General features: G+C 46.2%; 18 protein-coding genes. All 18 read right to left on the reverse strand.

What is annotated here, in order from left to right; translation table 11 throughout:
• Positions 1-6: 6 nt before the first annotated feature.
• Complete coding sequence (gene spoVID, locus BUC05_RS09690; protein WP_035201810.1) at positions 7-1,140, reverse strand: stage VI sporulation protein D; 1,134 nt, start codon at positions 1,138-1,140, stop codon at positions 7-9.
• A 249-nt stretch (positions 1,141-1,389) separates the two neighbouring features.
• Entirely contained in the window at positions 1,390-2,682 is a 1,293-nt protein-coding gene (gene hemL / locus BUC05_RS09695) for a glutamate-1-semialdehyde 2,1-aminomutase (protein ID WP_011247470.1), read from the reverse strand.
• A 4-nt stretch (positions 2,683-2,686) separates the two neighbouring features.
• The gene (gene hemB / locus BUC05_RS09700; protein WP_035201813.1) at positions 2,687-3,664 is read right to left on the reverse strand and encodes a porphobilinogen synthase; all 978 of its coding nucleotides are present in this window, start codon (positions 3,662-3,664) and stop codon (positions 2,687-2,689) included.
• Entirely contained in the window at positions 3,661-4,419 is a 759-nt protein-coding gene (locus BUC05_RS09705) for a uroporphyrinogen-III synthase (protein WP_035201815.1), read from the reverse strand. Before BUC05_RS09705 ends, hemB begins: the two co-directional genes overlap by 4 nt.
• The gene (hemC, locus tag BUC05_RS09710; RefSeq protein WP_035201818.1) at positions 4,416-5,351 is read right to left on the reverse strand and encodes a hydroxymethylbilane synthase; all 936 of its coding nucleotides are present in this window, start codon (positions 5,349-5,351) and stop codon (positions 4,416-4,418) included. The genes BUC05_RS09705 and hemC overlap by 4 nt, the downstream gene beginning before the upstream one ends.
• Positions 5,352-5,361: 10 nt before the next feature.
• Positions 5,362-6,177 (reverse strand): cytochrome c biogenesis protein, encoded by an 816-nt coding sequence (gene ccsA / locus BUC05_RS09715; RefSeq protein ID WP_035201819.1) that lies wholly within the window; start codon positions 6,175-6,177, stop codon positions 5,362-5,364.
• Between the two features lie 16 nt (positions 6,178-6,193).
• Complete coding sequence (gene hemA, locus BUC05_RS09720) at positions 6,194-7,558, reverse strand: glutamyl-tRNA reductase (RefSeq protein ID WP_035201820.1); 1,365 nt, start codon at positions 7,556-7,558, stop codon at positions 6,194-6,196.
• A gap of 205 nt (positions 7,559-7,763) precedes the next feature.
• Entirely contained in the window at positions 7,764-8,357 is a 594-nt protein-coding gene (yihA, locus tag BUC05_RS09725; protein ID WP_011247476.1) for a ribosome biogenesis GTP-binding protein YihA/YsxC, read from the reverse strand.
• Positions 8,354-10,681, reverse strand: a complete 2,328-nt coding sequence (gene lon / locus BUC05_RS09730) for an endopeptidase La (protein ID WP_011247477.1) — start codon at positions 10,679-10,681, stop codon at positions 8,354-8,356. Before lon ends, yihA begins: the two co-directional genes overlap by 4 nt.
• 209 nt (positions 10,682-10,890) lie before the next feature.
• Positions 10,891-12,558, reverse strand: coding sequence for an ATP-dependent protease LonB (lonB, locus tag BUC05_RS09735; protein WP_035201821.1), 1,668 nt, complete (start codon positions 12,556-12,558; stop codon positions 10,891-10,893).
• 157 nt (positions 12,559-12,715) lie between these two features.
• Positions 12,716-13,987, reverse strand: a complete 1,272-nt coding sequence (gene clpX / locus BUC05_RS09740; protein ID WP_011247479.1) for an ATP-dependent protease ATP-binding subunit ClpX — start codon at positions 13,985-13,987, stop codon at positions 12,716-12,718.
• Between the two features lie 344 nt (positions 13,988-14,331).
• The gene (tig, locus tag BUC05_RS09745) at positions 14,332-15,636 is read right to left on the reverse strand and encodes a trigger factor (protein ID WP_035201823.1); all 1,305 of its coding nucleotides are present in this window, start codon (positions 15,634-15,636) and stop codon (positions 14,332-14,334) included.
• Positions 15,637-15,747: 111 nt separating this feature from the next.
• Positions 15,748-16,806, reverse strand: coding sequence for a hypothetical protein (locus BUC05_RS09750; RefSeq protein WP_035201826.1), 1,059 nt, complete (start codon positions 16,804-16,806; stop codon positions 15,748-15,750).
• Positions 16,807-17,082: 276 nt separating this feature from the next.
• Entirely contained in the window at positions 17,083-17,676 is a 594-nt protein-coding gene (gene leuD, locus BUC05_RS09755) for a 3-isopropylmalate dehydratase small subunit (protein WP_035201827.1), read from the reverse strand.
• On the reverse strand, positions 17,676-19,088 hold the full coding sequence (gene leuC / locus BUC05_RS09760) for a 3-isopropylmalate dehydratase large subunit (protein WP_011247483.1): 1,413 nt from the start codon (positions 19,086-19,088) through the stop codon (positions 17,676-17,678). The genes leuD and leuC overlap by 1 nt, the downstream gene beginning before the upstream one ends.
• A gap of 16 nt (positions 19,089-19,104) precedes the next feature.
• Positions 19,105-20,199: a 3-isopropylmalate dehydrogenase gene (leuB, locus tag BUC05_RS09765; protein ID WP_011247484.1), complete on the reverse strand. Its 1,095-nt coding sequence runs from the start codon at positions 20,197-20,199 to the stop codon at positions 19,105-19,107.
• Positions 20,200-20,209: 10 nt separating this feature from the next.
• A complete protein-coding gene (locus BUC05_RS09770; RefSeq protein WP_035201831.1) occupies positions 20,210-21,754 on the reverse strand; it encodes a 2-isopropylmalate synthase in 1,545 nt (514 codons plus the stop codon).
• Positions 21,741-22,766, reverse strand: coding sequence for a ketol-acid reductoisomerase (ilvC, locus tag BUC05_RS09775; RefSeq protein ID WP_011247486.1), 1,026 nt, complete (start codon positions 22,764-22,766; stop codon positions 21,741-21,743). Before ilvC ends, BUC05_RS09770 begins: the two co-directional genes overlap by 14 nt.
• Positions 22,767-22,791 lie beyond the last annotated feature (25 nt).

The raw sequence follows: 22,791 nt of genomic DNA on the forward strand, positions 1-22,791 counted from the left end.
GTCTGCCTACTCCGCTTTCACAGGTATATAGAGAATTTGCCCTTCTGATACCTGTTCATCAGCTAAATTGTTATAGCGCGTCAATTGGCTTGCTGACAGTTCATACCGCTCGGCAATCGTGTCAAGCGTTTCATTTTCTTGAATGATGCACATTTTCCACTTTGTAAATTGCTCGACTTCATTTCTGAGCATGCTCGTCAAATACGTCGCGTTTTCTTCTCGCTCACCTTTTTGATCTTCCTCTTCAAGTGCTTCTTCTTCTAGTTCTTGGTCATCGCCTGCTAGCCCGTCTTCCTGCTGTTGAGATTCCTCATAACGAACCTCTTCTGCTACGGCTTCTATCACCTCATCTTCAGTCGTTTCCACAGACGCTTTTTTCTCTTGCTCAACGTCCAGTTCATTCTCTGTTGACCTTGGCGACACCGATTCAGAAGGCGGTGATGTTTCATGATTGTTTTCAAGTGCTGCTTCAAAAGCGGCAGAGATGTCCAACACTTGCTCTCGATGTTCTTGAGGATTTTCTGCGCCAGCTGATGCTGTTTGTTGTGCATCGGATTCGACTGTTGGTTTTTGCAAACTCGGCTCTTCTCCGTCAGGCTCCTTGTAAGCAGTGAAAGAAAAAGCCGTTTCTTCCGCTTCTTCTTCCTGTTCCAACTCACGGTCATCTGCATCGGCTTCCAGCTCCTGTTTTTCCGCTTTCATGCCGCTAATGCTAACGTCAGCCGTCAATTGGATGCAGCCTTTCTCTGGCAGATCATAGTCAAAGCTGGCAATTTCCACAAAAATATCATCAATATGTTGGATTCGAGCCATCGGAATTGTAATATCAATTGGAAACAAATGCTCAATCTCGCCAACTTCCCCTTCATGCTCAGTCAATTGCCCAGATTGGCGGAAATCGCTCAAGTCAGCAAATGATTCTCCATCATCAATGCGCTGTTCTTCTTCTACACCACGGTCAATTTTGTACTCACCGACAAAACGTAGTCCACCCTTAATCGTTACATGCTCGCCGTCTTGATCGACAAAGATCTCTGGCGTTAAGGTCATGCCAAGAATTTCGTCAATTTGTTGCCCTTGGTTCAGCCATACGGAATCTTCTATGGAAAAGGTTAACGTCGATGATTGCTCCTGCGCCACTCTAATTCCCCCTTCTCAAATGTCCTAAAAACGTTGTACATTATAACGTTTATGACACAGTTTATGTGATTATGCGTGGCCTCGGTCTATTTAAATCGTTAATAAAGATCTGGCGGCCTCTCCTAATCGGCCAAGCTTGACGAAAAACAGGGGGTGAGAGGAGCGGACTGATGATAAGCAATGGTTGGCGCCCATACAAAAAAACCAGTTGGCAACTGTGCTCAACTGGTTTGTGCAAGTGAATGCTGTTTATTTCGTGGCGATTGCTTGAAAGACTCGCTCTGCTGCTGCAATGGTCGCCTCAATATCTTCGTTTGAGTGGGCCGTCGATAAAAACAACCCTTCAAACTGCGATGGGGCAAGAGAGATGCCCTCTGCCAACATTCCGCGGAAATAGGCGGCAAACAAATCCAAGTCGGACGTCTGCGCTTTTTCAAAGTTATACACGCGCTCGTCTGTAAAGAATAAGCCAATCATCGAACCAGCACGGTTAATTGAGTGGGGAATGCCATGCTGTTTCGCTGCGGCTGAAAGACCAGCTTCCAAACGTTCTGCTTTACGAGCAAACTCGCTGTAATCTGCTTTTGTAAGCTGTGAAAGTGTGTAATAACCTGCCGTCATCGCAAGAGGATTTCCAGAAAGGGTTCCTGCTTGGTAAATCGGTCCGCTTGGGGCGATTTGCTCCATAATTTCCCGTTTGCCGCCAAAGGCGCCGACAGGAAGGCCACCACCGATTACTTTCCCAAGGCATGTGAGGTCAGGCGTTACGCCAAATTCCCCTTGTGCACACGTATAGCCAACGCGGAAACCAGTCATGACTTCATCAAAAATCAGGAGCGTACCGTTTTCTTCCGTCCATGTTCGCAATGTTTCTAAGAAGCCTGGTTCTGGAGGGACAACTCCCATATTCCCTGCGACTGGCTCGACAATGACGGCTGCCAAATCATCTCCAAACGTCTCAAATACATAGCGGACGCTCTCCACATCATTGTAATGCACCGTCAGTGTATTTTGGGCTACACTTTCTGGAACACCTGGACTATCAGGGAGGCCCAGTGTTGCCACACCTGAACCTGCTTTAATTAATAGCGAGTCGCCATGTCCATGGTAACAGCCGACAAACTTCAAAATTTTGTTTCGGCCTGTATAGCCCCGTGCTAGGCGCAATGCGCTCATTGTCGCTTCCGTCCCTGAATTGACCATCCGAACAACATCAATCGAAGGAACGCGCTCGATGACAAGTTTGGCAAGCCTCGTTTCATATTCGTGGGGAGCGCCAAAACTTGTTCCCAGTTCTGTTGCTTTTTTTAACTCTTCGACGACAACGTCATTGGCATGTCCTAAAATGAGCGGCCCCCAAGACAGGACATAATCAATGTATTCATTTCCGTCAATGTCTTTTATTTTTGCGCCTTTCCCCTCTTTCATGTAAACCGGGTTCATGCCTACTGATTTAAATGCCCGCACCGGGCTGTTCACTCCGCCTGGCATAAGCGGCTGTGCTTCTTTAAACGCTTCAATCGACTTTGTCCAATTTCCCATGCTTTCAGCTCCCTTTAAGCCAGTTGGCTACATCTTTGGCATGATAAGTCAAAATCAAGTCTGCTCCTGCCCGCTTCATGCTAATTAATGTTTCCATTACCATTGCTTTTTCGTCAATCCAGCCATTTTGGGCGGCCGCTTTTACCATTGCATATTCGCCGCTTACGTTATAAGCGACAAGCGGCATGCCTGTTTCATTTTTGACTTCGCGGACAATATCCAGATAAGAGAGCGCAGGCTTGACAATTAAAAAGTCGGCTCCTTGTTCTACGTCTGAATGGGCTTCTCGCAAGGCTTCTTCACGGTTGGCAGCATCCATTTGGTACGTTTTGCGGTCACCAAAAGCAGGAGCGCTATTAGCCGCATCACGGAACGGGCCGTAAAACGCAGAAGCATATTTAACGGCATAAGACATAATTGGAATATCGGTAAAACCTGCCTCATCCAATCCGTTGCGGATCGCATAAACAAAGCCGTCCATCATATTGGATGGGGCAATGATGTCCGCCCCTGCTTCTGCTTGGGAAACAGCCGTTTTCGTAAGCAACGCTAAACTTTCATCGTTTAGGACATCGCCCTCTTTCACAAGTCCGCAATGGCCGTGGTCCGTAAACTCGCATAAACACGTATCGGCAATCACGACCATATTTGGAAACGCATGCTTTACTTGTCGAATCGCACGCTGGACGATGCCTTCCTCCGCATACGCTTGTGAACCACAAGCATCTTTTTCTGACGGGATACCAAATAGAATAATAGCCGGGATCCCTAACTTTTCCACTTCTCCCACTTCTTCATTTAGGCGATCAAGTGAAAACTGATAGACCCCTGGCATCGACGGCACTTCTGTCTTCTTGTTTTTTTCTTCTGTCACAAAAAGCGGATAAATCAAATCATCAGCTTGTAATGTCGTTTCTCGAACCATGCGGCGAATCGCGGCACTTTGGCGTAAACGGCGGTGGCGCGTAAATGGTTGGTTCATCGTTTCATTCCCCCGATATCGTTTAAAATCGTATCAATTAGCCCTTTAACAGTATATTCGCTCGCAGTCACTAGAGGAGATAGTCCGCATTGCTTTGCTGCTCGGGCTGTAACTGGGCCAATGCAGGCAATCGTTTTAGCGCGAATCCCAGCTGCAGGTGCGACATTGGCATAATGTACGGCCGCTGACGTACTTGTCAGCGTAACGTAATCAAATGTCTTTTGTTGTAAACGTTTCGCCTGTTCCTCGGCACCAGCAGGGCATAGTGTATCGTATACGATCATTTCTGTAACAGTGGCCTGTCTGTCAGATGATGAAAGGATGTCGCACACCGTTCTTTTAGCCAGTTGTCCCTTTACAACCAATACATCCGAATGTGGAGCAAGCAATGGGACCAACTCTTTTGCGAGCGCTTCACCTGTATATTCACTCGGAATAAAATCGCAATGGAGCCCTTGTTCTTCAAGAAGTTGTGCTGTTTTTGGGCCAACAGCCGCTACTTTTGCCGTAAATGGCTGCCCTTTATACAGGTCAAAAAAAGCGCGCACGCCATTAGCGCTCGTAAAGACAACCCAAGCAAACTGGTGTAAATGAGCAAATGTTTCCCTCAGCGCCGGTGTCAAATTCCTCGTAACGCATTGAATGAGCGGCAAAGAATGAGGTATAGCGCCTAAAACAGCTAGCTCGGCTGCCCACCTTTCGTTTTGCCGCTCATCTCTCGTAATGAGAATATGTTTCCCCTTTAGCGGTTTCATGACCCTTCCAGTTCGCTCCTGACCTTTTCAAGAATCGCTCCAGCCCCTTGTGCAGTCAACAGGCTAGACACCTCTTTCCCTAGCTCATCCGCAACCATTCCGCTTTTTCCTTCTTTTAGTATCGTTTTGCCGTCAGGAGAACCGACAAGCCCTGTCAGGAATACTGCGCCATCCTCAAGCACCGTTGCATACCCGCCAATCGGCACTTGGCAACCGCCGTTCATTTCCTTTAAAAAGGCTCGTTCTGCCAAAACGGCTTTTCCTGTTTCTTCATGGTGCAGCTTTGCTAACAGTTCCGTTGTTTCTACGTCATCCACACGGCATTCAAGCCCTAGCGCCCCTTGGCCAATCGCAGGCAAGCATACGTCTTTGTCTAAGTATTCGGTGATGACGTCCTCGCCATAGCCAAGCCGCTTTAACCCAGCTGCAGCCAAGACAATCGCCGAAAAATCTTCCTCTTTTAGTTTGCGCAAACGGGTCTCCACATTGCCCCGTATCCATTTCACTTGCACGTCTGGGCGCCTATGTAAAATTTGCGCAGAACGCCGTAAGCTGCTCGTTCCGACAATTGCACCAGCTGGGAGCTCGTCCAGTGTGTGGCCATTTTCGCTCACAAGCACATCCCGTGGATCTTCTCGCTCTGTAATTGCAGCAAGAGTGAATTCTTCCAACAGTTCGGAAGGCACGTCTTTCATTGAGTGGACTGCAACGTCAATTTCCCCAGAGCGGAGCGCTGCTTCAATTTCTTTAACAAACAACCCTTTCCCGCCTACTTTTGATAACGTCACATCGAGAATGCGGTCGCCCTTCGTCACAATTTCTTTCACTTCAAACTCATAGGGAACGCCAAGCTGTTTAAGCTGGTCAATGACCCAATTCGTTTGCGTTAACGCCAATTTGCTTCGGCGTGTGCCAATCACAATCTTTCGCATGTGCTCCTCCTTATAACCATGTGTGAAAATCTGTATAACGGCCGCTGACAATATAATTAATGAGCAAAACGGCAAAGGCGCCTATATTAAGCCAAATCGACCGATAGCCTTTTCCGACAATCACCAGCCGCAAATAAAAATAAAGCCCATAAGCAGCAAGAACGGACAATGACCAAATCGTTTTGGCATCCGTCCACCAAACATGGTCATATTGGCTAATCGACCAAACGACGCCCCAGATGACGCCGACCAAATAGAACGGAAAACTGGCCACAGATGCGAAGTACGAAAACTTCTCCGTTTGTGGCAGCGAATCAAGGCGAATGAGCCGCTTCCCCCATAGCCGCCGCTTCAAAAGCTGGTGCGCCAGCAAATAGAGCACTGCAGCAGCGGCTGCGACAGTAAAACCTGTGTAGGAAAGCAAAATAAACACAACATGCATGACAAGCAGTTCCGAGGCAAGCAAATCCATCGTTGCTTGTGTCACATCACCAGAAGGGACGAACAAGCTGCCTGACATTACGGCAAAACCGAGGACATTTAGGACGAACACTAAAAAGGCCATTTTCACTTTCCAATTAATGAAAAGCGAAACGGTCACAATCGACCATGCATAAAAAAACAGCCCTTCAAACGGAGTGATTAATGGGAGCCGGTCCAATTCAAACATCCGCATAACGAAGTAAACAGTTTGTAGCCCCCACACAAACAAAAGCAACCAAAAGGCAATTCGGTTGGCTTTTTGGTTGTTAGTCAAAAAGTCGATAAAATATCCAATTAAGCTCAAACTATAGAGCAAGACGGTGATTGGATAAACGAAATCCATTGGCCCTCACCACGCCCTATGTCCGCAACGCCATGCCTTGATTTAAGGAAGGGCGCTGCCCTTCTTTCCAAGATTGTTCCGCATGATCGGCTTCTGCCTTTTCAGCCAGTTCTATTTGTGCTTCAAGGGCGAAAATCGTCTTAAACAATTCAAGGGAATGCTTGGCATCTGGCTCAGCTGCAAGCTCTTTCACTCTCGTCAACGGGTCGCGGAGCAATTGATTGACAATGCTTTTCGTATGTTTGTTCAACACTTTTATGTCACGTTCTGATAAGTGAGGAAGCTTTCGCTCAATGCTTTCCATTGTATCGCCTTGGATTTGCAATGCTTTCTCACGCAAGGCTGTAATAAGAGGTACAACCCCTAGTGTGTTTAGCCATGCTTTAAAGTCATCGATCTCTGCCTCGATCATAACACCGATTTTTTCAGCCTCTTTTTTGCGCTCTTTTTTATTCGTTTCAACAATGTTTTGTAAGTCATCAATGTCGTATAAGTAAACGTCGCTAATCGTTGCAATTTCCGGGTCGATATCCCGTGGCACCGCGATATCAATCGCAAACAGCGGCCTGCCCTTCCGTTTTTTAAGGGCGTCTGCAGCATTTTCCTTTGTGACAACAAAGTCGCGGGCTCCTGTGGAGCTAATCACGACATCCGCTTCTTTCAAAGCATCATTCAATTCAGCAAAAGAGCGAGCCGTTCCGGCAAACTGGCTTGCCAGTTCCACCGCTTTTTCTTTTGTCCGGTTCATGACGCTAATCGAAGCTGCCCCATTCGCATAAAGATGTTTGGCCGTCAGTTCGCTCATTTTTCCAGCGCCTAAAATCAGCACATGTTTCCCTGAAAACGTACCGAAAATTTTCTTTCCCAGTTCTACGCCTGCATAGCTAACAGAAACCGCTTGTGAAGAAATTTCGGTTGACGAGTGCACACGTTTGCCGAGCGTAACCGCTTGTTTAAATAGCTGGTTAAACACCGTGCCTGTAACTTTCTCTTCTTGCGCGAGCAAAAAGGCCTGCTTCACTTGTCCAAGAATTTGCGTTTCGCCGATTACCATTGAGTCTAGCCCACAAGCAACGCGGAAAAGGTGTTCAATAGCATGGTCATTTTCACGGATAACCAAATACGGCGTTACATCTTCCATATCGACAGAAAACCACTCTGCCAAAAAGGCTTTTGCAAAATAGCGCCCAGTATGAAGCTGATCTGCGACTACATACAGTTCAGTCCGGTTGCAAGTAGAAAGGATAACGCATTCCATCATGCTTTTAGATGAGCGAAGCTTCTTAAGTGCTTCTGGAAGCTGGTGTTCGCTAAATACTAGTTTTTCCCGTATTTCTACTGGGGCTGTTTTATAATTTAATCCTATTGCGATCGTATGCATGTCATAGCCCCCTAAAGGTCGATCCAATTCTAGTTTCTCTACTTTACTTTGCCCAAAATCGATTATAACATGTCTTAATTATAACATGTCTAAATAAGGACTCAAAAACATTTTGTGAACAAACAAAGAAAACGCTCTTATTTTGAATGAATGTAATCTAGGCTTGATCACTTGCAAAAAAAGCAGTGGAAGTTTACTCCACCGCTCATTCGGTTACTTTTAAATGGTTCAAAATCGTTCGCCAAGCCTCATCTTTGCCGAGCCCTGTTGCAGAAGAAAAGAATAGCAACGGGTCACTTGCCTCTTTGTCCAACGTTTTGGCAATGGCCGTTAACTGCTTCTGCCATTTTCCTTTCGGGATTTTATCAGCCTTTGTCGCGACCAAAATGACAGGGATGCCGTAATGCTTCATCCAGTTGTACATAAGTTGGTCGTCTTCGGATGGGCGATGCCGAATATCAACGAGTTGCAACACGGCTTTTAGCTCTTCTCGCTCGGACAAATACGTTTCAATCATTTTGCCCCAAGCAGCTCGTTCCGTTTTTGAGACTTTGGCATATCCATAGCCTGGAACATCCACAAAGTAAAGGCGTTCGTTAATTTCATAGAAATTGAGCGTTTGTGTTTTGCCTGGTTGGCCTGACGTACGGGCAAGCCCTTTCCGATTTAGCATTTTGTTGATGAAAGAAGACTTGCCGACGTTAGAACGGCCGGCAAGGGCAAGTTCAGGAAGCTGGTTCTTTGGGTATTGCTCTGCTTTTACAGCGACATGCGCTAATTCTGCCTTTGTTACTTTCATTGGGTTTCCTCTTTCAACGCAACTTTCAATACTTCATCCAAATGGGAGACAGAAACAATCTTTAATTCCTTTCTGACGCTTTCTGGAATATCATCGACATCCCGTTCATTGTCTTTCGGAATAATGATCGTCCTAATGCCAGCCCGATGAGCACTCATTGCTTTTTCTTTTAAGCCGCCAATCGGCAACACCCGGCCACGTAATGTAATTTCGCCAGTCATGCCGACTTCGCGGTCAACTTTCCTTCCAGTCAGTGCAGATATAAGTGCTGTCGCCATTGTAATCCCCGCTGACGGGCCATCTTTCGGAGTCGCCCCTTCAGGTACGTGGATGTGTATGTCTGTCTTTTCATTAAACCCAGGATCAATCTCAAGCTCTTTTGACCGGGAACGGATATAGCTGAAAGCTGCTTGGGCCGATTCCTTCATGACATCGCCAAGCTTGCCCGTTAGCGTCAGCTTGCCTTTTCCAGGAACTGCTGAAACCTCAATTGCCAGCGTTGTCCCTCCAGCGGATGTATAAGCAAGGCCAGTCGCCGCGCCAACTTGGTCTTCCACTTCCGCCATCCCATAGCGAAAACGCGGTTTTCCTAGCATCGTTTCCACCATTTTTTCGGTAAGGACGACACGCTTTCTTTCATTCATCACAATCATTTTCGCGGCTTTGCGGCATAGTGTTGCTAGCTGCCGTTCAAGACCACGGACACCTGCTTCTCGAGTATAGTAGCGGATTACTTTTTTAAGAGCTTCAGGTTTTGCTTGTAATGTGCTCTTTTTTAACCCGTGCTCGCTCACTTGTTTCGGCAGCAAGTAGCTTTGGGCAATCTCTAACTTTTCCAGCTCGGTATAGCCTGGGATTGAGATGATCTCCATTCGGTCAAGCAGAGGTCCAGGGATTGTGGCAATATTATTTGCCGTTGTCACAAACATTACCTTCGAAAGGTCATAAGCTTCTTCAAGGTAATGGTCGCTAAATGTACTGTTTTGTTCAGGGTCTAACACTTCAAGCAAAGCAGATGCTGGATCGCCCCTAAAATCTTGGGCCATCTTATCGATTTCATCGAGGAGAAATACTGGATTGATCGTCCCTGCTCGTTTCATTCCTTGGATGAGACGGCCTGGCATTGCGCCGACGTATGTGCGGCGGTGGCCGCGGATTTCTGCTTCGTCACGTACGCCACCTAGTGACATACGTACAAACTCCCGGTTTAATGAGCGGGCAATGGAACGGGCCAGTGACGTTTTGCCGACTCCAGGTGGTCCAGCTAAGCACAGAATCGGGCCTTTCATGCTTTTTGTCAGTTGGCGCACGGCCAAATACTCAAGAACGCGCTCTTTCACTTTATCAAGTCCGTAATGGTCTTCATTCAAAATCGCTTCAGCGCGACCGACGTCAAGCTCATCTTCTGTTTCGTTTTTCCATGGAAGTTGGATGAGCCAATCCAAATACGTTCTTAAAATCGAGCTTTCCCCCGCATTGGCTGGCATTTTTTCATAGCGACCTAGTTCTTTGATCGCTTTTTCATACACATGTTCAGGCATGCCAGCTGCATCAATTTTTTCACGGAGCTCCGCAATCTCGCCCGTTCGCCCTTCACGGTCGCCTAATTCCTTCTGAATTGCCTTCATTTGCTCACGCAAGTAATATTCTTTTTGCGTTTTCTCCATTGCCTTTTTGACGCGCTGGCCAATTTTCCGTTCAAGCCCCAGCACTTCTTGTTCATTGCCTAATCGTTCAATCAGTTTATGGAGCCTTTTGTTGACATCAATCAACTCAAGCAATTCTTGCTTTTGCGTTAGTTTCAACGTTAAGTTCGCAGCAACGGTGTCCGAAAACAATTCAGGGTCTGTCGTTTCTCTAAGGGAATTAACCGTTTCTTGTGAAGCTCGTTTCGATTGTTTGGCAAATTGTTCATACATCGATAAAAGCGTGCGCATCAATGCTTCTGATTCAATATCGCCTTCCCGTTTTACTTCAAATAAGGAAACATCGACAACTAAGACATCGCCATAATCTTTAAAAGAAGTGATTTCCCCTCGTTGGATCCCTTCCACTTGTATTCTGACAGTGCCGTTTGACAATTTTGACGCTTGGTTGATTTTCGCAAACGTTCCTATTTTATACAAATCCTCTTGTTGAGGATCATCTAACGTCGTTTCTTTTTGGGTGGCCAAAAATAAGTGATGGCCATTGCTTTTCGCTTCCTCTAACGCTTTGACAGATTTTTCGCGTCCAACGTCTAAGTGCATGATCGTGCCTGGAAAAATAAGCACACCACGCAAAGGAAGGAGCGGAACACGTCGTTCCGAACGAATTTCACCCATCCGTCATACACCTCCGCACAGTCTTCTCTAGAAGCCTTAATCCTTTTTGTTTTACCAGTGTATCCGAATGCAAGAAAAGATAATACTGTTTTCTTGCTTTCAAGCACACAACGCTTAGAGCGCCACTCAAATGATTGACGCTCTGTCATTTACATCATTTCTACTCATTCAACTTATTTTAGCTTACTTACGCGCCCTTTGTCTAATACTTAGATTGGAGAGGGATCGTATCCCACCGCAGACGCTGGGATCGCCTCTGTTTCAATTTTTTCCTCTACGAGTGCAAGCTCAAGGACTTCATCAAACGTTTTCACGGGATGAATGGTAATCCCTTCTATTGTTTTCAAGAGCGCTTGTTCATTTTCTTTCGGAATAATAATCCGTTTGGCTCCGGCTTGCTTTGCCGCTTTCACTTTTGCAATAACGCCGCCAATCGGTCGCACTTTCCCATGAACACTTAATTCCCCTGTCATCGCAACTTCGTTTGAAACGGCCTTTTGTTTAATACCCGAGTAAATACCAGTGGCAATGGCAATCCCGGCAGACGGGCCATCAACAGGCGTACCCCCTGGGAAATTGACATGAATATCGTAGTCACCAGTCGGCAGCCCTTTCCGCTTCAGAACGGTAATGACATTTTCAACGGATGACCGGGCCATGCTTTTTCGTTTAATTGAACGCATTTGCGAACCGGACTGTTCTTCTTCCGCAATTCCTGTGATCGTCAGCGTACCATTCCCTGCCCGCTCTTGTACAAGCACTTCAATTTCCAGAAGGGCGCCGCTATTTGGCCCTGTTACTGCCAAGCCATTGACGAGGCCAACGGCAGGCTGTTCGTGGATGCGCCGTTCGGGCCGTGGCGACATTTGGCTCGAATGGAGAACCCATTCAATATCATGCTTTTCAATGGAAGTGCGTTTATCGGCTCGGGCGGCTCCTACCGCAATTTGGACGACATTGACCGTTTCCCGGCCATTGGTAGCATAGTCAGCAACCTTTTTGGCCGCTTCACTTGTTAACGCCATGCCCGCTTTATCAGCAGCTCTTTTTGCAATTTCCACAATCTCATCAGGATCAAGAGCCCGGAAAAACACTTCTAGACAGCGAGAACGAATGGCTGGTGGCATTTCTTCTGGCTGGCGTGTCGTCGCAGCGACTAGGCGAAAATCAGCAGGGAGCCCCCTTTTGAAAATATCGTGTATGTGAGAAGGGATTTGCTCGTTTTCCGAGCTGTAATAAGCACTCTCTAAAAACACTTTTCGATCCTCAAGCACCTTTAACAGCTTATTCTGCTGGATTGTATGAAGTTCGCCGATTTCATCAATAAACAAAATACCGCCATGTGCTTTTGTAACAGCCCCTGGCTTTGGTTGGGGAATGCCCGCTTGCCCCATTGAGCCCGCCCCTTGGTAAATCGGGTCGTGTACAGACCCAATAAGAGGATCAGCAATGCCCCTTTCATCGAAACGGGACGTGGCGCCATCCAATTCAACAAAAGCAGCAGTTGAGCGAAACGGCGAGTCTGCTTGGCGTTTCGCCTCATCAAGAACTAAGCGTGCTGCTGCTGTTTTCCCGACTCCTGGAGGACCATATATGATCACATGCTGAGGGTTCGGCCCGCACAGCGCCATGCGAAGTGTTTTTAACCCATCTTCCTGACCAACAACTTCCGACAAATGCTTCGGTCTCACTTTTTCAGCGAGGGGTTCTGTCAAACGAATGTCACGAAGCCGTTTCATTTTCTCTAATTCCACTTTTGATTCTTTATCAAGATATGTTTTTTGGCTACGCTGGCTTTTTAACAAATTCCAAAAGTAAACACCAATGATAATTCCAAAAAACAGTTGCACAAACAAGGCAATGGTTGCAAAGCCCATAATTTCCTTCCTCCCTAATAGATGAATGATGCTGTTAGTATTTCCTAGAGCGTTTTCGTTAACCGAAAAACAACACGCTCATTTTTTCCAATTTCAATTGCACCTTTAGAGGAAGGAAGCGTAAAAACCCTCCGGCAGTTTGCCGGAGGGGGGCTAGCTATGCGCTTTCTTTCGGTTTATCCAACGTTAATTCTGTGCCGTCTGCTGATTTTAAAATCGGCGGTGCGTCATCTGTTACACATGCACCATGGATGATGCATTTGACTGCATCTTCTCGTGACGGCAAATCAAACATAACGTCGAGCATGATGCCTTCAATAATGGAGCGAAGCCCGCGAGCGCCTGTCTTACGTTCAATTGCTTTATTGGCAATTTCTCGCAACGCATCTTCGGTAAATTCAAGCTCTACATCATCAAGCTCTAGAAGTTTTTGATACTGCTTAACAAGCGCATTTTTTGGCTTTGTCAAAATTTCAACGAGCGCATCTGTGTCAAGCGGCGACAAACTTGAAATGATTGGCAAACGACCAATAAACTCTGGGATTAAGCCAAAGCGCAGCAAATCTTCTGGAAGCACTTTTGATAAATATTCACCTGGCTTCAGATCATCTTGCTTGGCATCGTCGGTACCAAAACCAATTACTTTCTTTCCAAGGCGCCGTTTAATGATTTGTTCGATCCCATCAAACGCCCCTCCACAAATAAAGAGGACATTGGTTGTATCAATTTGGATAAATTCTTGATGGGGATGCTTGCGGCCGCCTTGAGGAGGGACGCTTGCCGTTGTTCCCTCTAGAATTTTAAGCAATGCTTGTTGTACCCCTTCACCAGAAACATCGCGTGTGATCGATGGGTTTTCTGACTTGCGTGCAACTTTGTCAATTTCGTCGATGTAAATAATGCCTTTTTCAGCCTTTTCCACATCATAATCGGCCGCTTGGATCAGCTTCAGCAAAATGTTTTCTACGTCTTCCCCGACATAGCCGGCTTCGGTAAGCGAGGTGGCGTCCGCAATCGCGAACGGAACATTCAAAATCCGCGCTAGCGTTTGTGCGAGCAACGTTTTCCCGCTTCCTGTTGGCCCGATTAAGGTGATGTTGCTTTTTGAAAGCTCTACATCTTCAGACCTAGACATGGAATTAATTCGTTTGTAATGGTTATAGACTGCTACAGAAAGGGACTTTTTTGCTTCTCTTTGCCCAATGACATAGTCATCCAAAATAGAGCAAATTTCATTAGGCTTTGGGATTTCTTCAATTTCTACTTCTTCATCCGTGCCTAATTCCTCTTCTACAATCTCTGTGCATAGTTCAATGCACTCATCACATATATACACACCAGGGCCAGCTACGAGCTTTCGAACTTGATCCTGAGTTTTTCCACAAAACGAACATTTTAATTGGCCTTTTTCTTCGTTAAATTTAAACATGCCCTCACCCCTTACAGGATATTATTTTCTGTTGCTTGAGGAGCTCAAACAAAGAAAATCATTAACGTCAAATCATTGTAGCATATTCGCCGTTAACACTCTAGAAAAATGCTTTTTATGTACGTATTTTGCGATTTGCCTTAATTGTGGACTTCAAAAAGGAATGGATGCTCGCTTTGCCACATTATAATACTATTCAAGCAAACGATGCAAAAACCCTTTAAAATTTGCCTAGTTCCAGCATGTTCAATATCGGAACAGAACATACTAAAAATATGGAGAAAGGCATGGAACAATTCCATGCCAAGTTCACATACAAAGGCAGTGTAAGGCTCGTGCCGCCCTTATGATTCTGTTGTTACTTCTTTGCTGTTTTCGACAAGCACGTCAATCGCTTTGCGCAGTTTCAGATCGCCTTTTACATTGTCTGTGCCGCCTTGGGCAGCGAGCAATGCTTTGATTTCTTCCACTGAACGCTGGTACATATCAGCCATTTTTTGGAATTCTTCTTCAATCTCTTCTTCGCTTACTTCGACATTTTCCGCTTCTGCAATTGCTTCGAGTGTCAAGTTTACACGAACGCGCTTTTCAGCATCCTCTTTAAATTGGTTGCGCATGTCTTCTTCCGTTTGCCCAGAGAACTGGAAGTACATATCCAAGTTCATTCCTTGCGCTTGTAGACGCTGACCAAATTCTTGCAACATACGGTCTGTTTCCGTTTCGATCATCGCTTCAGGCACATTGATGTCTGCTTGTTCTGCCGCTTTTTCAAGCAGTGAATCACGGACGGCATTTTCAGAAGCTGTTTTCTTTTGCTCTTCCAATGTAGAACGCAATTCGTTCTTCAGTTCGTCCAATGTTTCTACTTTCTCATTCACATCTTTTGCAAACTCGTCATCGAGTTCAGGCAACTCTTTGCGCTTAATGTCATGCACTTTCACTTTGAATGTCGCAGGCTTTCCGGCAAGTTCTTCTGCGTGGTATTCTTCTGGGAATGTGACTTCGACATCTTTTTCTTCCCCTGATTTCAAGCCGACAAGCTGTTCTTCAAATCCAGGGATAAAGGAATTTGAACCGATTTCCAATGAATAATTTTCAGCCGTGCCGCCTTCAAATGCTTCTCCATCTACATAGCCAGCGAAATCAATAACAGCTGTATCGCCATTTGCGATTTCACCCTCTTCAAGAACAACGAGCTCTGCATGTTGTTCTTGTAGCTTTTTAAGCTCCGCTTCTACATCCTCATCGGTTACATCTGCGCTCGGCACTTCTACTTCAAGGCCTTTGTAATCACCAAGCTTGACTTCAGGCTTTACTGTAACGGTAGCTTTAACGATAAGCGGTTCATTTTTGCCAATGCTTTCTACATCGATTTCAGGACGATCTACAGGATAGATGCCTGTTTCTTCGACAGCATTTGCATAAGCTTCTGGCAACAAAATGTCAATCGCGTCTTGGTAAAGCGATTCAACGCCAAACTGTTTTTCAAATAGGCCACGAGGCACTTTTCCTTTACGAAAACCAGGGACATTCACTTTCTTTACCACTTTTTTAAACGCTTTATCTAAAGCATCATTGACTTTATCTGCTTCGACTTCAATTGTTAAGACGCCTGTGTTCTCTTCTGTTTTTTCCCATTTTGCAGACATGTTCTTATTCCCTCCAGCACTAAAATAGCAAAATCATTTCTCACGTTTTTGACAACCATTCCATTATAACATAAAGGCGCCATCTTTCAATCAGTTGCTTACTAAAATCTCTTATGTATGGAACCATTGGTTTTGATCTTGTGACTCAAGGAGAATATCCTTTTCCAACGCTTCGATTTCATTTGAAGCACATAGCACGTCAAACCGTTTGCAGCCATAACAATCAACCATGTCCTCTTCATCTGTTTCTAAGCCAAGCTGTTCAGCAGCAACTAAATGGAAAGCACATGCCCATGCTTTTGGATTCGGCGGATCTGGTAAGAAAGGATACGTGATCAATAAGTATGTATGGTGTAGTTGTCTTGCCATTTGCAAGAGCACCGGGTCTTCCTGTTCAAGTTGTTCTTCCAAAGCTTGACGAATCGCTTTGTCTATGTCCCGTTCTCCTGGTATCGGCAATTCGGCTGGTTGCACTTCCATGCTCCGCTCTTCCTTCTTAATGACGATCGGTAGCCGATCATTCCAATCATGCAAGAGCACAAGGGCATACGTGCGCATAAGTGCCTTGGCGTTTTCATCGGCAGCTAACTCGCGCACGTCTTTCAGTAACGCCTTCACATTGAGCTGCTTCACCGTTTGCAATGCTTTCCATTTTGCTGGCTCATTCGTTGCATGCAGGCCAGCACGCAACTCCAGCTCTGTTTCTTTTTTATGTTCTTCATCCAAGAGAGAGGCGTCATATGCTTGTGAGCTCGACATTTGCCTACTGAAATGGAGAAGTTCATAAAAAGTTTCCGCATGTTCAGATGGCAGCCGGTTTTCGCTGAGAACCGTTTCCAACAAGTGGACGACTTCCTCATAACGCGATAACTGTACAAGCAAAGACACATGGACTTGCAATGTTTCGTAGTAATCGCCAATGCCTTCGTTTAATAGCGCTTTTGTTTTTTCTACCGCTTCCTCTTGACGGTTTAGCTCAATCAAACTTAGTACTACGCCAAAACGTGCTTGGGCGCTCGTCGGCTCATACGTTTCCGCTTGTGAGAAAAGCTGGAGCGCTTTTTGGCCATTTTTTTGTTTTAATTCATCCATGCCTTCCTCTACAAGCCGTTTCACGACTCCTGGAAAAAGGATAATGTTTTGTGGTTCATGGTGATGTTCATTCGTCAATGCAATCGCCCGCTTTCTGCCCGATTCCTTTAATGTATCACGGCTCCTCTATCTTATACAAATCCCCATGTACTCCTATTCGCTATTCCTTCCCTATTCCCTTTTAAATCAAACTTAATCAAAGAAAGCCCCCAAAAGGGGACTTTCACAGACTCTAGCCAAACACTACATTCCTACTTAGGAAAGCCCTAGGGAATGGGACTCTGTATATCGAACATAGCTCCAACCCTCGCGCTTCTCTCTCCACGCCTCGTCTAGCAAGCGTTTTGGTTGCTTTTATTTATTGACTGCTGACTGGCGGTGCTCGTATTTAGCAATTGCTTCTTCATATTGAAGGGTAAGGCTAATTTCATCCCAGCCGTTGTAGAGCATTTGCTTCCAATACGAATCCATTTCAAACTTCGTTTCTAGCCCATTTTGCTTAATGAGCTGTTCGCCTAAATCGACCGTAATCTCTTCTTGGCTTTCTTTCGCCCGTTCCATCCACAATTCCGTTTCTTCAGGCGAAAGGCGGATCGGCAACAAACCATTTTTTACGCAATTATTATAGAAGATATCGGCAAAACTTGGGGCTATAATGACGCGGAAACCATAATCATACAAAGCCCATGGCGCATGTTCCCGGGAAGAGCCGCAGCCAAAATTATGACCGGTAATTAAAATGCTTGCCCCTTTTGCTTCTGGCTGATTCAGCTCAAATGCCGGGTTATCTGCACCATCTGCTTGAAAACGCCAATCGTAAAACAAATATTGGCCGAAGCCCGTGCGCTCTACCCGCTTTAAAAATTGTTTCGGGATAATTTGGTCTGTATCAATATTAACGCGGTCTAAAACAACTGCTTTGCCTTTATGAACTTGAATCGGTTCCATTAACACTCACCTGCTTTTACCATTTTGCGGACGTCTACAAACCGACCAGCGATCGCGGCTGCTGCTGCCATTGCCGGGCTAACCAAATGGGTGCGCGCTCCCTTTCCTTGCCTACCTTCAAAGTTTCGGTTGGAAGTCGAGGCACAACGTTCCCCTTCAGGAACAACGTCTGGGTTCATGCTCAAACACATGCTGCAACCTGAATCACGCCATTCAAATCCCGCTTCTTTAAATACTTGATCCAACCCTTCTTCCTCAGCACGTTTTTTGACACGTTGGGAGCCAGGGACAATAAGGGCACGGACGCCAGGCGCTACTTTCCGCCCGTTAATAACGGCTGCCGCTGCCCTTAAATCGCTCAAGCGTGAATTGGTACATGACCCAATAAACACATGCTGGATTTCAATCTCGCTCAAAGGCGTGCCTGGTTTGATGTCCATATAATCAAGCGCTTGGCTAATGGCGCGCCGTTCTACTTCCGATTTCGCATCGTCAAGCCGTGGTACAGCTTTTGAAATCCCTGCCCCTTGGCCAGGGTTGGTTCCCCATGTCACCATTGGTTCAATTTCCGCTGCATCAATCGTCACTGATCGATCATAGGTGGCTCCTGGATCGGTTGCCAATTGGGCCCACTTCTCGACAATCTCGTCGTACGCCTCGCCTTTCGGAACGTTTGCTCTACCTTGCAAATAATCGAACGTTACTTGGTCAGGGGAAATCAAACCTGCTTTCGCCCCTGCCTCAATCGACATATTGCAAATCGTCATCCGTTCTTCCATTGTCATACCGCGAATAGCTTCTCCAGTAAATTCAATGATGCTGCCTGTGCCAATATCGACGCCAAACTTGGCAATGATGGCCAAAATCACATCTTTAGCAGATATGCCTTCGTTCAGGCGCCCAGAAATATGGACCTCGAGCGTTTTCGGCTTTGATTGCCAAATCGTTTGTGTGGCCAACACATGCTCAACCTCGCTTGTGCCAATCCCAAATGCAATAGCGCCAAATGCACCATGGGTCGATGTATGGCTGTCGCCACAGACGATTACATGCCCTGGCTGAGTCAAGCCCAGTTCAGGTCCAATGACATGGACAATTCCGTTTTCCGGGTGGTCTAAATCAACCATCTCGATTCCAAACTGCTTGCAGTTAGCAGCAAGTGTCTCCATTTGCGTGCGCGCGATTTGATCACGAATGTCATAACGATTCACTGTCGGGACATTGTGGTCCATCGTGGCAAACGTTTTATCTGGCCGCCTCACTGTTCTTCCTGCAAGTCGCAACCCTTCAAATGCTTGTGGGGATGTGACTTCATGCACCATATGCAAATCAACATAAAGCAAATTAGGTTTTCCTGATTCATCCACAACCGTATGCGATTCCCATATTTTCTCGATAATTGTTTTCGCCATAACGCTCCCTCTTTTTTTAGCGGCTTGAGGCACTTTTAAGAGCAAGCGCCTCCATAACCGCATTTGTTATTGCCGTTGTCGAAACAGCGTTTTCGCTTGCTTTTGCGATGTCTTTTGTCCGTACTCCTTGAGCGAGCACACGGTCGACTGCGACTTCGATTGCTTTTGCCTCGTCCGCTAACCCAAAACTATATTGCAGCATCATCGCTGCTGACAAAATCGTCGCTAGCGGATTGGCCGCGCCCGTCCCTGCTATGTCAGGAGCAGAGCCGTGCACAGGCTCAAACAAGCCGACTTTTGACGTATTCATGCTCGCCGAGGGCAATAAGCCCAAGGATCCGGTAATCATCGAAGCTTCATCACTCAAAATATCGCCAAACAAATTTTCCGTTACGATGACGTCAAACTGCCTTGGATCACGAATAAGCTGCATCGCCGCATTATCGACAAGCATGTGCGAAAGCGTGACGTCTGGATACTCGCGGGCTACTTCATCAGCAATTTCCCGCCATAACCTGCTCGATTCCAAGACATTGGCCTTGTCAACAGAGACTACCCGTTTCTTCCGCGTTCTTGCAAATTGAAACGCTTGGTGCACAATCCGCTCGATTTCACCCCTTGTATAAAGGAGTGTATCCACTGCCCCGTCTTCTCCATTGATTTGTCGCCGTTCACGCGGCTCGCCAAAATAAAGTCCGCCTGTTAACTCCCGTACAATCAACAAATCAACGTCGGCCAACACTTCCTCTTTTAAGGTGGATGCACCCATTAACGGTTTCAGTACACGGACAGGGCGAAGGTTGGCGTAAAGGCCCAGTGCCTTGCGGATTTGCAGCAAACCTTTTTCTGGCCGTTTTTCAGGGGCATTGCCGTCCCACTTTGGTCCGCCGACTGCGCCAAGCAAAATTGCGTCGCTACCTTTGGCAAGATCCAGCGTCTCCTCAGGAAGGGGGCTGCCAGTTGCGTCAATGGCATCACCGCCAATTCGCCCTTCAACAAACTGAAATGTATGGTGATACAGCCGGGCAATTTCTTCTAACACCCGTTTGGTTTCGGCAATAATTTCCGGGCCAATGCCGTCCCCAGGTAAAAGCAATATTTGTTTTTCCATTGTCTCCTCCTTAGCTTTCCACCTTCGCCATTTCCCGTTTTGCATAATGCTTCCGGGCTATTACGCGGTTCACAGCGTGCAAATACGCTTTGGCTGATGCCTCTAACACATCATGTGCCACGCCCCGTCCGCTTTGTTCGAAATCGTCTGCTTTAATGCGCACATGAACTTCCGCTAACGCATCTTCTCCACCATTTACCGACTGGATTCGGTAATCAGCTAAGCTGTAATTGCCACCAGTCATTTTTGCCAATGTATTGTAGATTGCTTCGACGCTTCCAGAACCAGTCCCTGCTTCTTCGATTTCGCTGTCATCTTGTTTCTTAAGGCGAATCGTGGCAGTTGGTACGTGGTTCATTCCATACGTGACTTGCAGCGCAGTTAGTTCATAAGCTGTGCTATCTTGATCATCGGTTGCATCGGCAATCAATGCATACAAATCATCTTCGGTCACTTCTTTTTTCTTATCGCAAAGTTGTTTAAACGCGCTGAAAATCGTTTGTAGCTTTTCGTCAGAGCCAGAAAAACCTAATTCATTCAACTTTGTTTTAAATGCATGACGGCCAGAATGTTTTCCTAAAGGCAATGTAGACGTAGCGCCGACCAGTTCAGGCGTAATGATTTCATAGGTTTCTTTGTTTTTGAGCATTCCGTCTTGGTGGATGCCTGACTCATGAGCAAACGCGTTCGCTCCTACAACCGCTTTATTTCCAGGAACATTCATCGACGTTAGCCTGCTCACAAGGGCGCTTGTGCGCTTTAGTTCTGATAGTTTTAGCCCTGTTTTCGCCTGGTAATAATCAGACCGAATTTGCAAAGCAACAGCGATTTCTTCTAGCGCCGCGTTTCCAGCACGTTCGCCAATGCCATTGATTGTACACTCTACTTGGCCCGCCCCCGCAGAAATAGCGGCAAGTGAATTGGCTACACCCATGCCAAGATCGTCATGGTTATGAGTGGATAAAATGGCACGGTCGATGTTTTTGACATTTTCGGTTACAAATTCAAACAATTTCGATATTTCTTCTGGGGTTCTATACCCAACTGTATCAGGAAGATTAATGACAGAAGCGCCTGCATCAATCGCCGCTTCAATAATTCGTTTTAAGAACGGCCATTCTGAACGGTTTGCATCCTCTGCCGAAAACTGGACGTGGGGAAATTTTTCCGCTGCGTAACGAACGCTTTCTACCGCACGCTCCACTACTTGATCTGGAGTCAGTTTAAGTTTATGTTCCATATGAATCGGCGATGTCGCCAGAAAAACGTGGACTCTTGGTTCAGCGCTTGATTTTAACGCCTCCCAAGCAGAGTCAATATCGCTTTTCTTGGCCCGAGCAAGACCGGTAATGGATGAACCTTTTACTGTTTCAGCAATTTCCTTGACTGCTTGAAAATCGCCAGGTGAGGAGGCTGGAAAACCAGCCTCAATAATGTCCACACCTAGACGTTCCAATTGCCGGGCAATTTCTAACTTCTCTTTTACAGTCAAAGCGATGCCAGGCATTTGTTCTCCATCGCGCAGCGACGTATCAAACACGTTAATTTTTCGCATTCGCGACCACTCCCTTGGATTTGGATGCTTTCACAAATGGCATCATTTCCCGTAATTCGCGGCCAACTACTTCAAGAGGGTGATTTTTCTCCGCTTCGTTAATGGCGTTATACTCAGGACGGTTCAGTTTGTTTTCCAAAATCCAGCCTTTCGCAAACTTGCCTTTTTGGATGTCGCTTAAAATCTCTTTCATTGCTGCTTTTGTTTCGTCTGTCACGATGCGTGGTCCAGCTTGGAAATCGCCCCACTGCGCTGTATCAGAAATCGAATAACGCATGTACTCAAGGCCGCCTTCGTACATAAGGTCAACGATCAGCTTTAATTCATGCAAACATTCAAAGTAAGCAATTTCCGGCTGATAACCTGCTTCAACAAGCGTCTCAAACCCTGCTTTGACCAATGCGGAAGTTCCGCCACATAGTACCGCTTGCTCACCAAACAAGTCTGTTTCTGTTTCTTCTTTAAACGTCGTTTCAAGCACTCCTGCACGGGCAGCGCCAATTTGTTTTGCATAAGCAAGTGCAATGTCCTTCGCTTGCCCTGTCGCATCTTGGTAGACAGCAATTAGTGCTGGAACGCCAGCGCCTTCTGTATACGTACGGCGGACAAGGTGGCCAGGCCCTTTTGGGGCAGCTAGAAAGACGTCAACATGTTCAGGCGGTACGATTTGGTTAAAGTGAATATTAAAGCCGTGTGCGAATACAAGCGCTTTGCCAGCCGTCAATTCAGGTTCAATCGATTCTTTGTAGATTGCCGGCTGATGTTCGTCTGGTGAAAGAATCATAATAATGTCTGCTTTTGCAGAAGCCTCGCGGACAGAGTAGACAGAAAACCCATCTTCCGTTGCTTTATCCCATGACTTTCCTGGACGCAATCCAATAATGACGTCCACTCCTGATTCGCGCAAATTTTGTGCGTGTGCATGGCCTTGGGAGCCATAACCAACGATGGCAACCGTTTTTCCTTCTAATACTTGTTCATTTACATCTCCGTTATAATATACTTTTGCCATGATTCAATCTCCCCTTCAATTATTG

This window comes from Shouchella rhizosphaerae (genome assembly GCF_900142675.1).
Classification (GTDB): domain Bacteria; phylum Bacillota; class Bacilli; order Bacillales; family Bacillaceae_D; genus Shouchella; species Shouchella rhizosphaerae.

Bases quoted from the DNA above. Each gene is read 5' to 3' on its own strand.
- hemL (WP_011247470.1), bottom strand. From the start codon at position 2,682: ATGGGAAATTGGACAAAGTCGATTGAAGCGTTTAAAGAAGCACAGCCG.
- hemB (WP_035201813.1), bottom strand. From the start codon at position 3,664: ATGAACCAACCATTTACGCGCCACCGCCGTTTACGCCAAAGTGCCGCG.
- BUC05_RS09705 (WP_035201815.1), bottom strand. From the start codon at position 4,419: ATGAAACCGCTAAAGGGGAAACATATTCTCATTACGAGAGATGAGCGG.
- hemC (WP_035201818.1), bottom strand. From the start codon at position 5,351: ATGCGAAAGATTGTGATTGGCACACGCCGAAGCAAATTGGCGTTAACG.
- ccsA (WP_035201819.1), bottom strand. From the start codon at position 6,177: ATGGATTTCGTTTATCCAATCACCGTCTTGCTCTATAGTTTGAGCTTA.
- hemA (WP_035201820.1), bottom strand. From the start codon at position 7,558: ATGCATACGATCGCAATAGGATTAAATTATAAAACAGCCCCAGTAGAA.
- yihA (WP_011247476.1), bottom strand. From the start codon at position 8,357: ATGAAAGTAACAAAGGCAGAATTAGCGCATGTCGCTGTAAAAGCAGAG.
- lon (WP_011247477.1), bottom strand. From the start codon at position 10,681: ATGGGTGAAATTCGTTCGGAACGACGTGTTCCGCTCCTTCCTTTGCGT.
- lonB (WP_035201821.1), bottom strand. From the start codon at position 12,558: ATGGGCTTTGCAACCATTGCCTTGTTTGTGCAACTGTTTTTTGGAATT.
- clpX (WP_011247479.1), bottom strand. From the start codon at position 13,987: ATGTTTAAATTTAACGAAGAAAAAGGCCAATTAAAATGTTCGTTTTGT.
- tig (WP_035201823.1), bottom strand. From the start codon at position 15,636: ATGTCTGCAAAATGGGAAAAAACAGAAGAGAACACAGGCGTCTTAACA.
- leuD (WP_035201827.1), bottom strand. From the start codon at position 17,676: ATGGAACCGATTCAAGTTCATAAAGGCAAAGCAGTTGTTTTAGACCGC.
- leuC (WP_011247483.1), bottom strand. From the start codon at position 19,088: ATGGCGAAAACAATTATCGAGAAAATATGGGAATCGCATACGGTTGTG.
- leuB (WP_011247484.1), bottom strand. From the start codon at position 20,199: ATGGAAAAACAAATATTGCTTTTACCTGGGGACGGCATTGGCCCGGAA.
- BUC05_RS09770 (WP_035201831.1), bottom strand. From the start codon at position 21,754: ATGCGAAAAATTAACGTGTTTGATACGTCGCTGCGCGATGGAGAACAA.
- ilvC (WP_011247486.1), bottom strand. From the start codon at position 22,766: ATGGCAAAAGTATATTATAACGGAGATGTAAATGAACAAGTATTAGAA.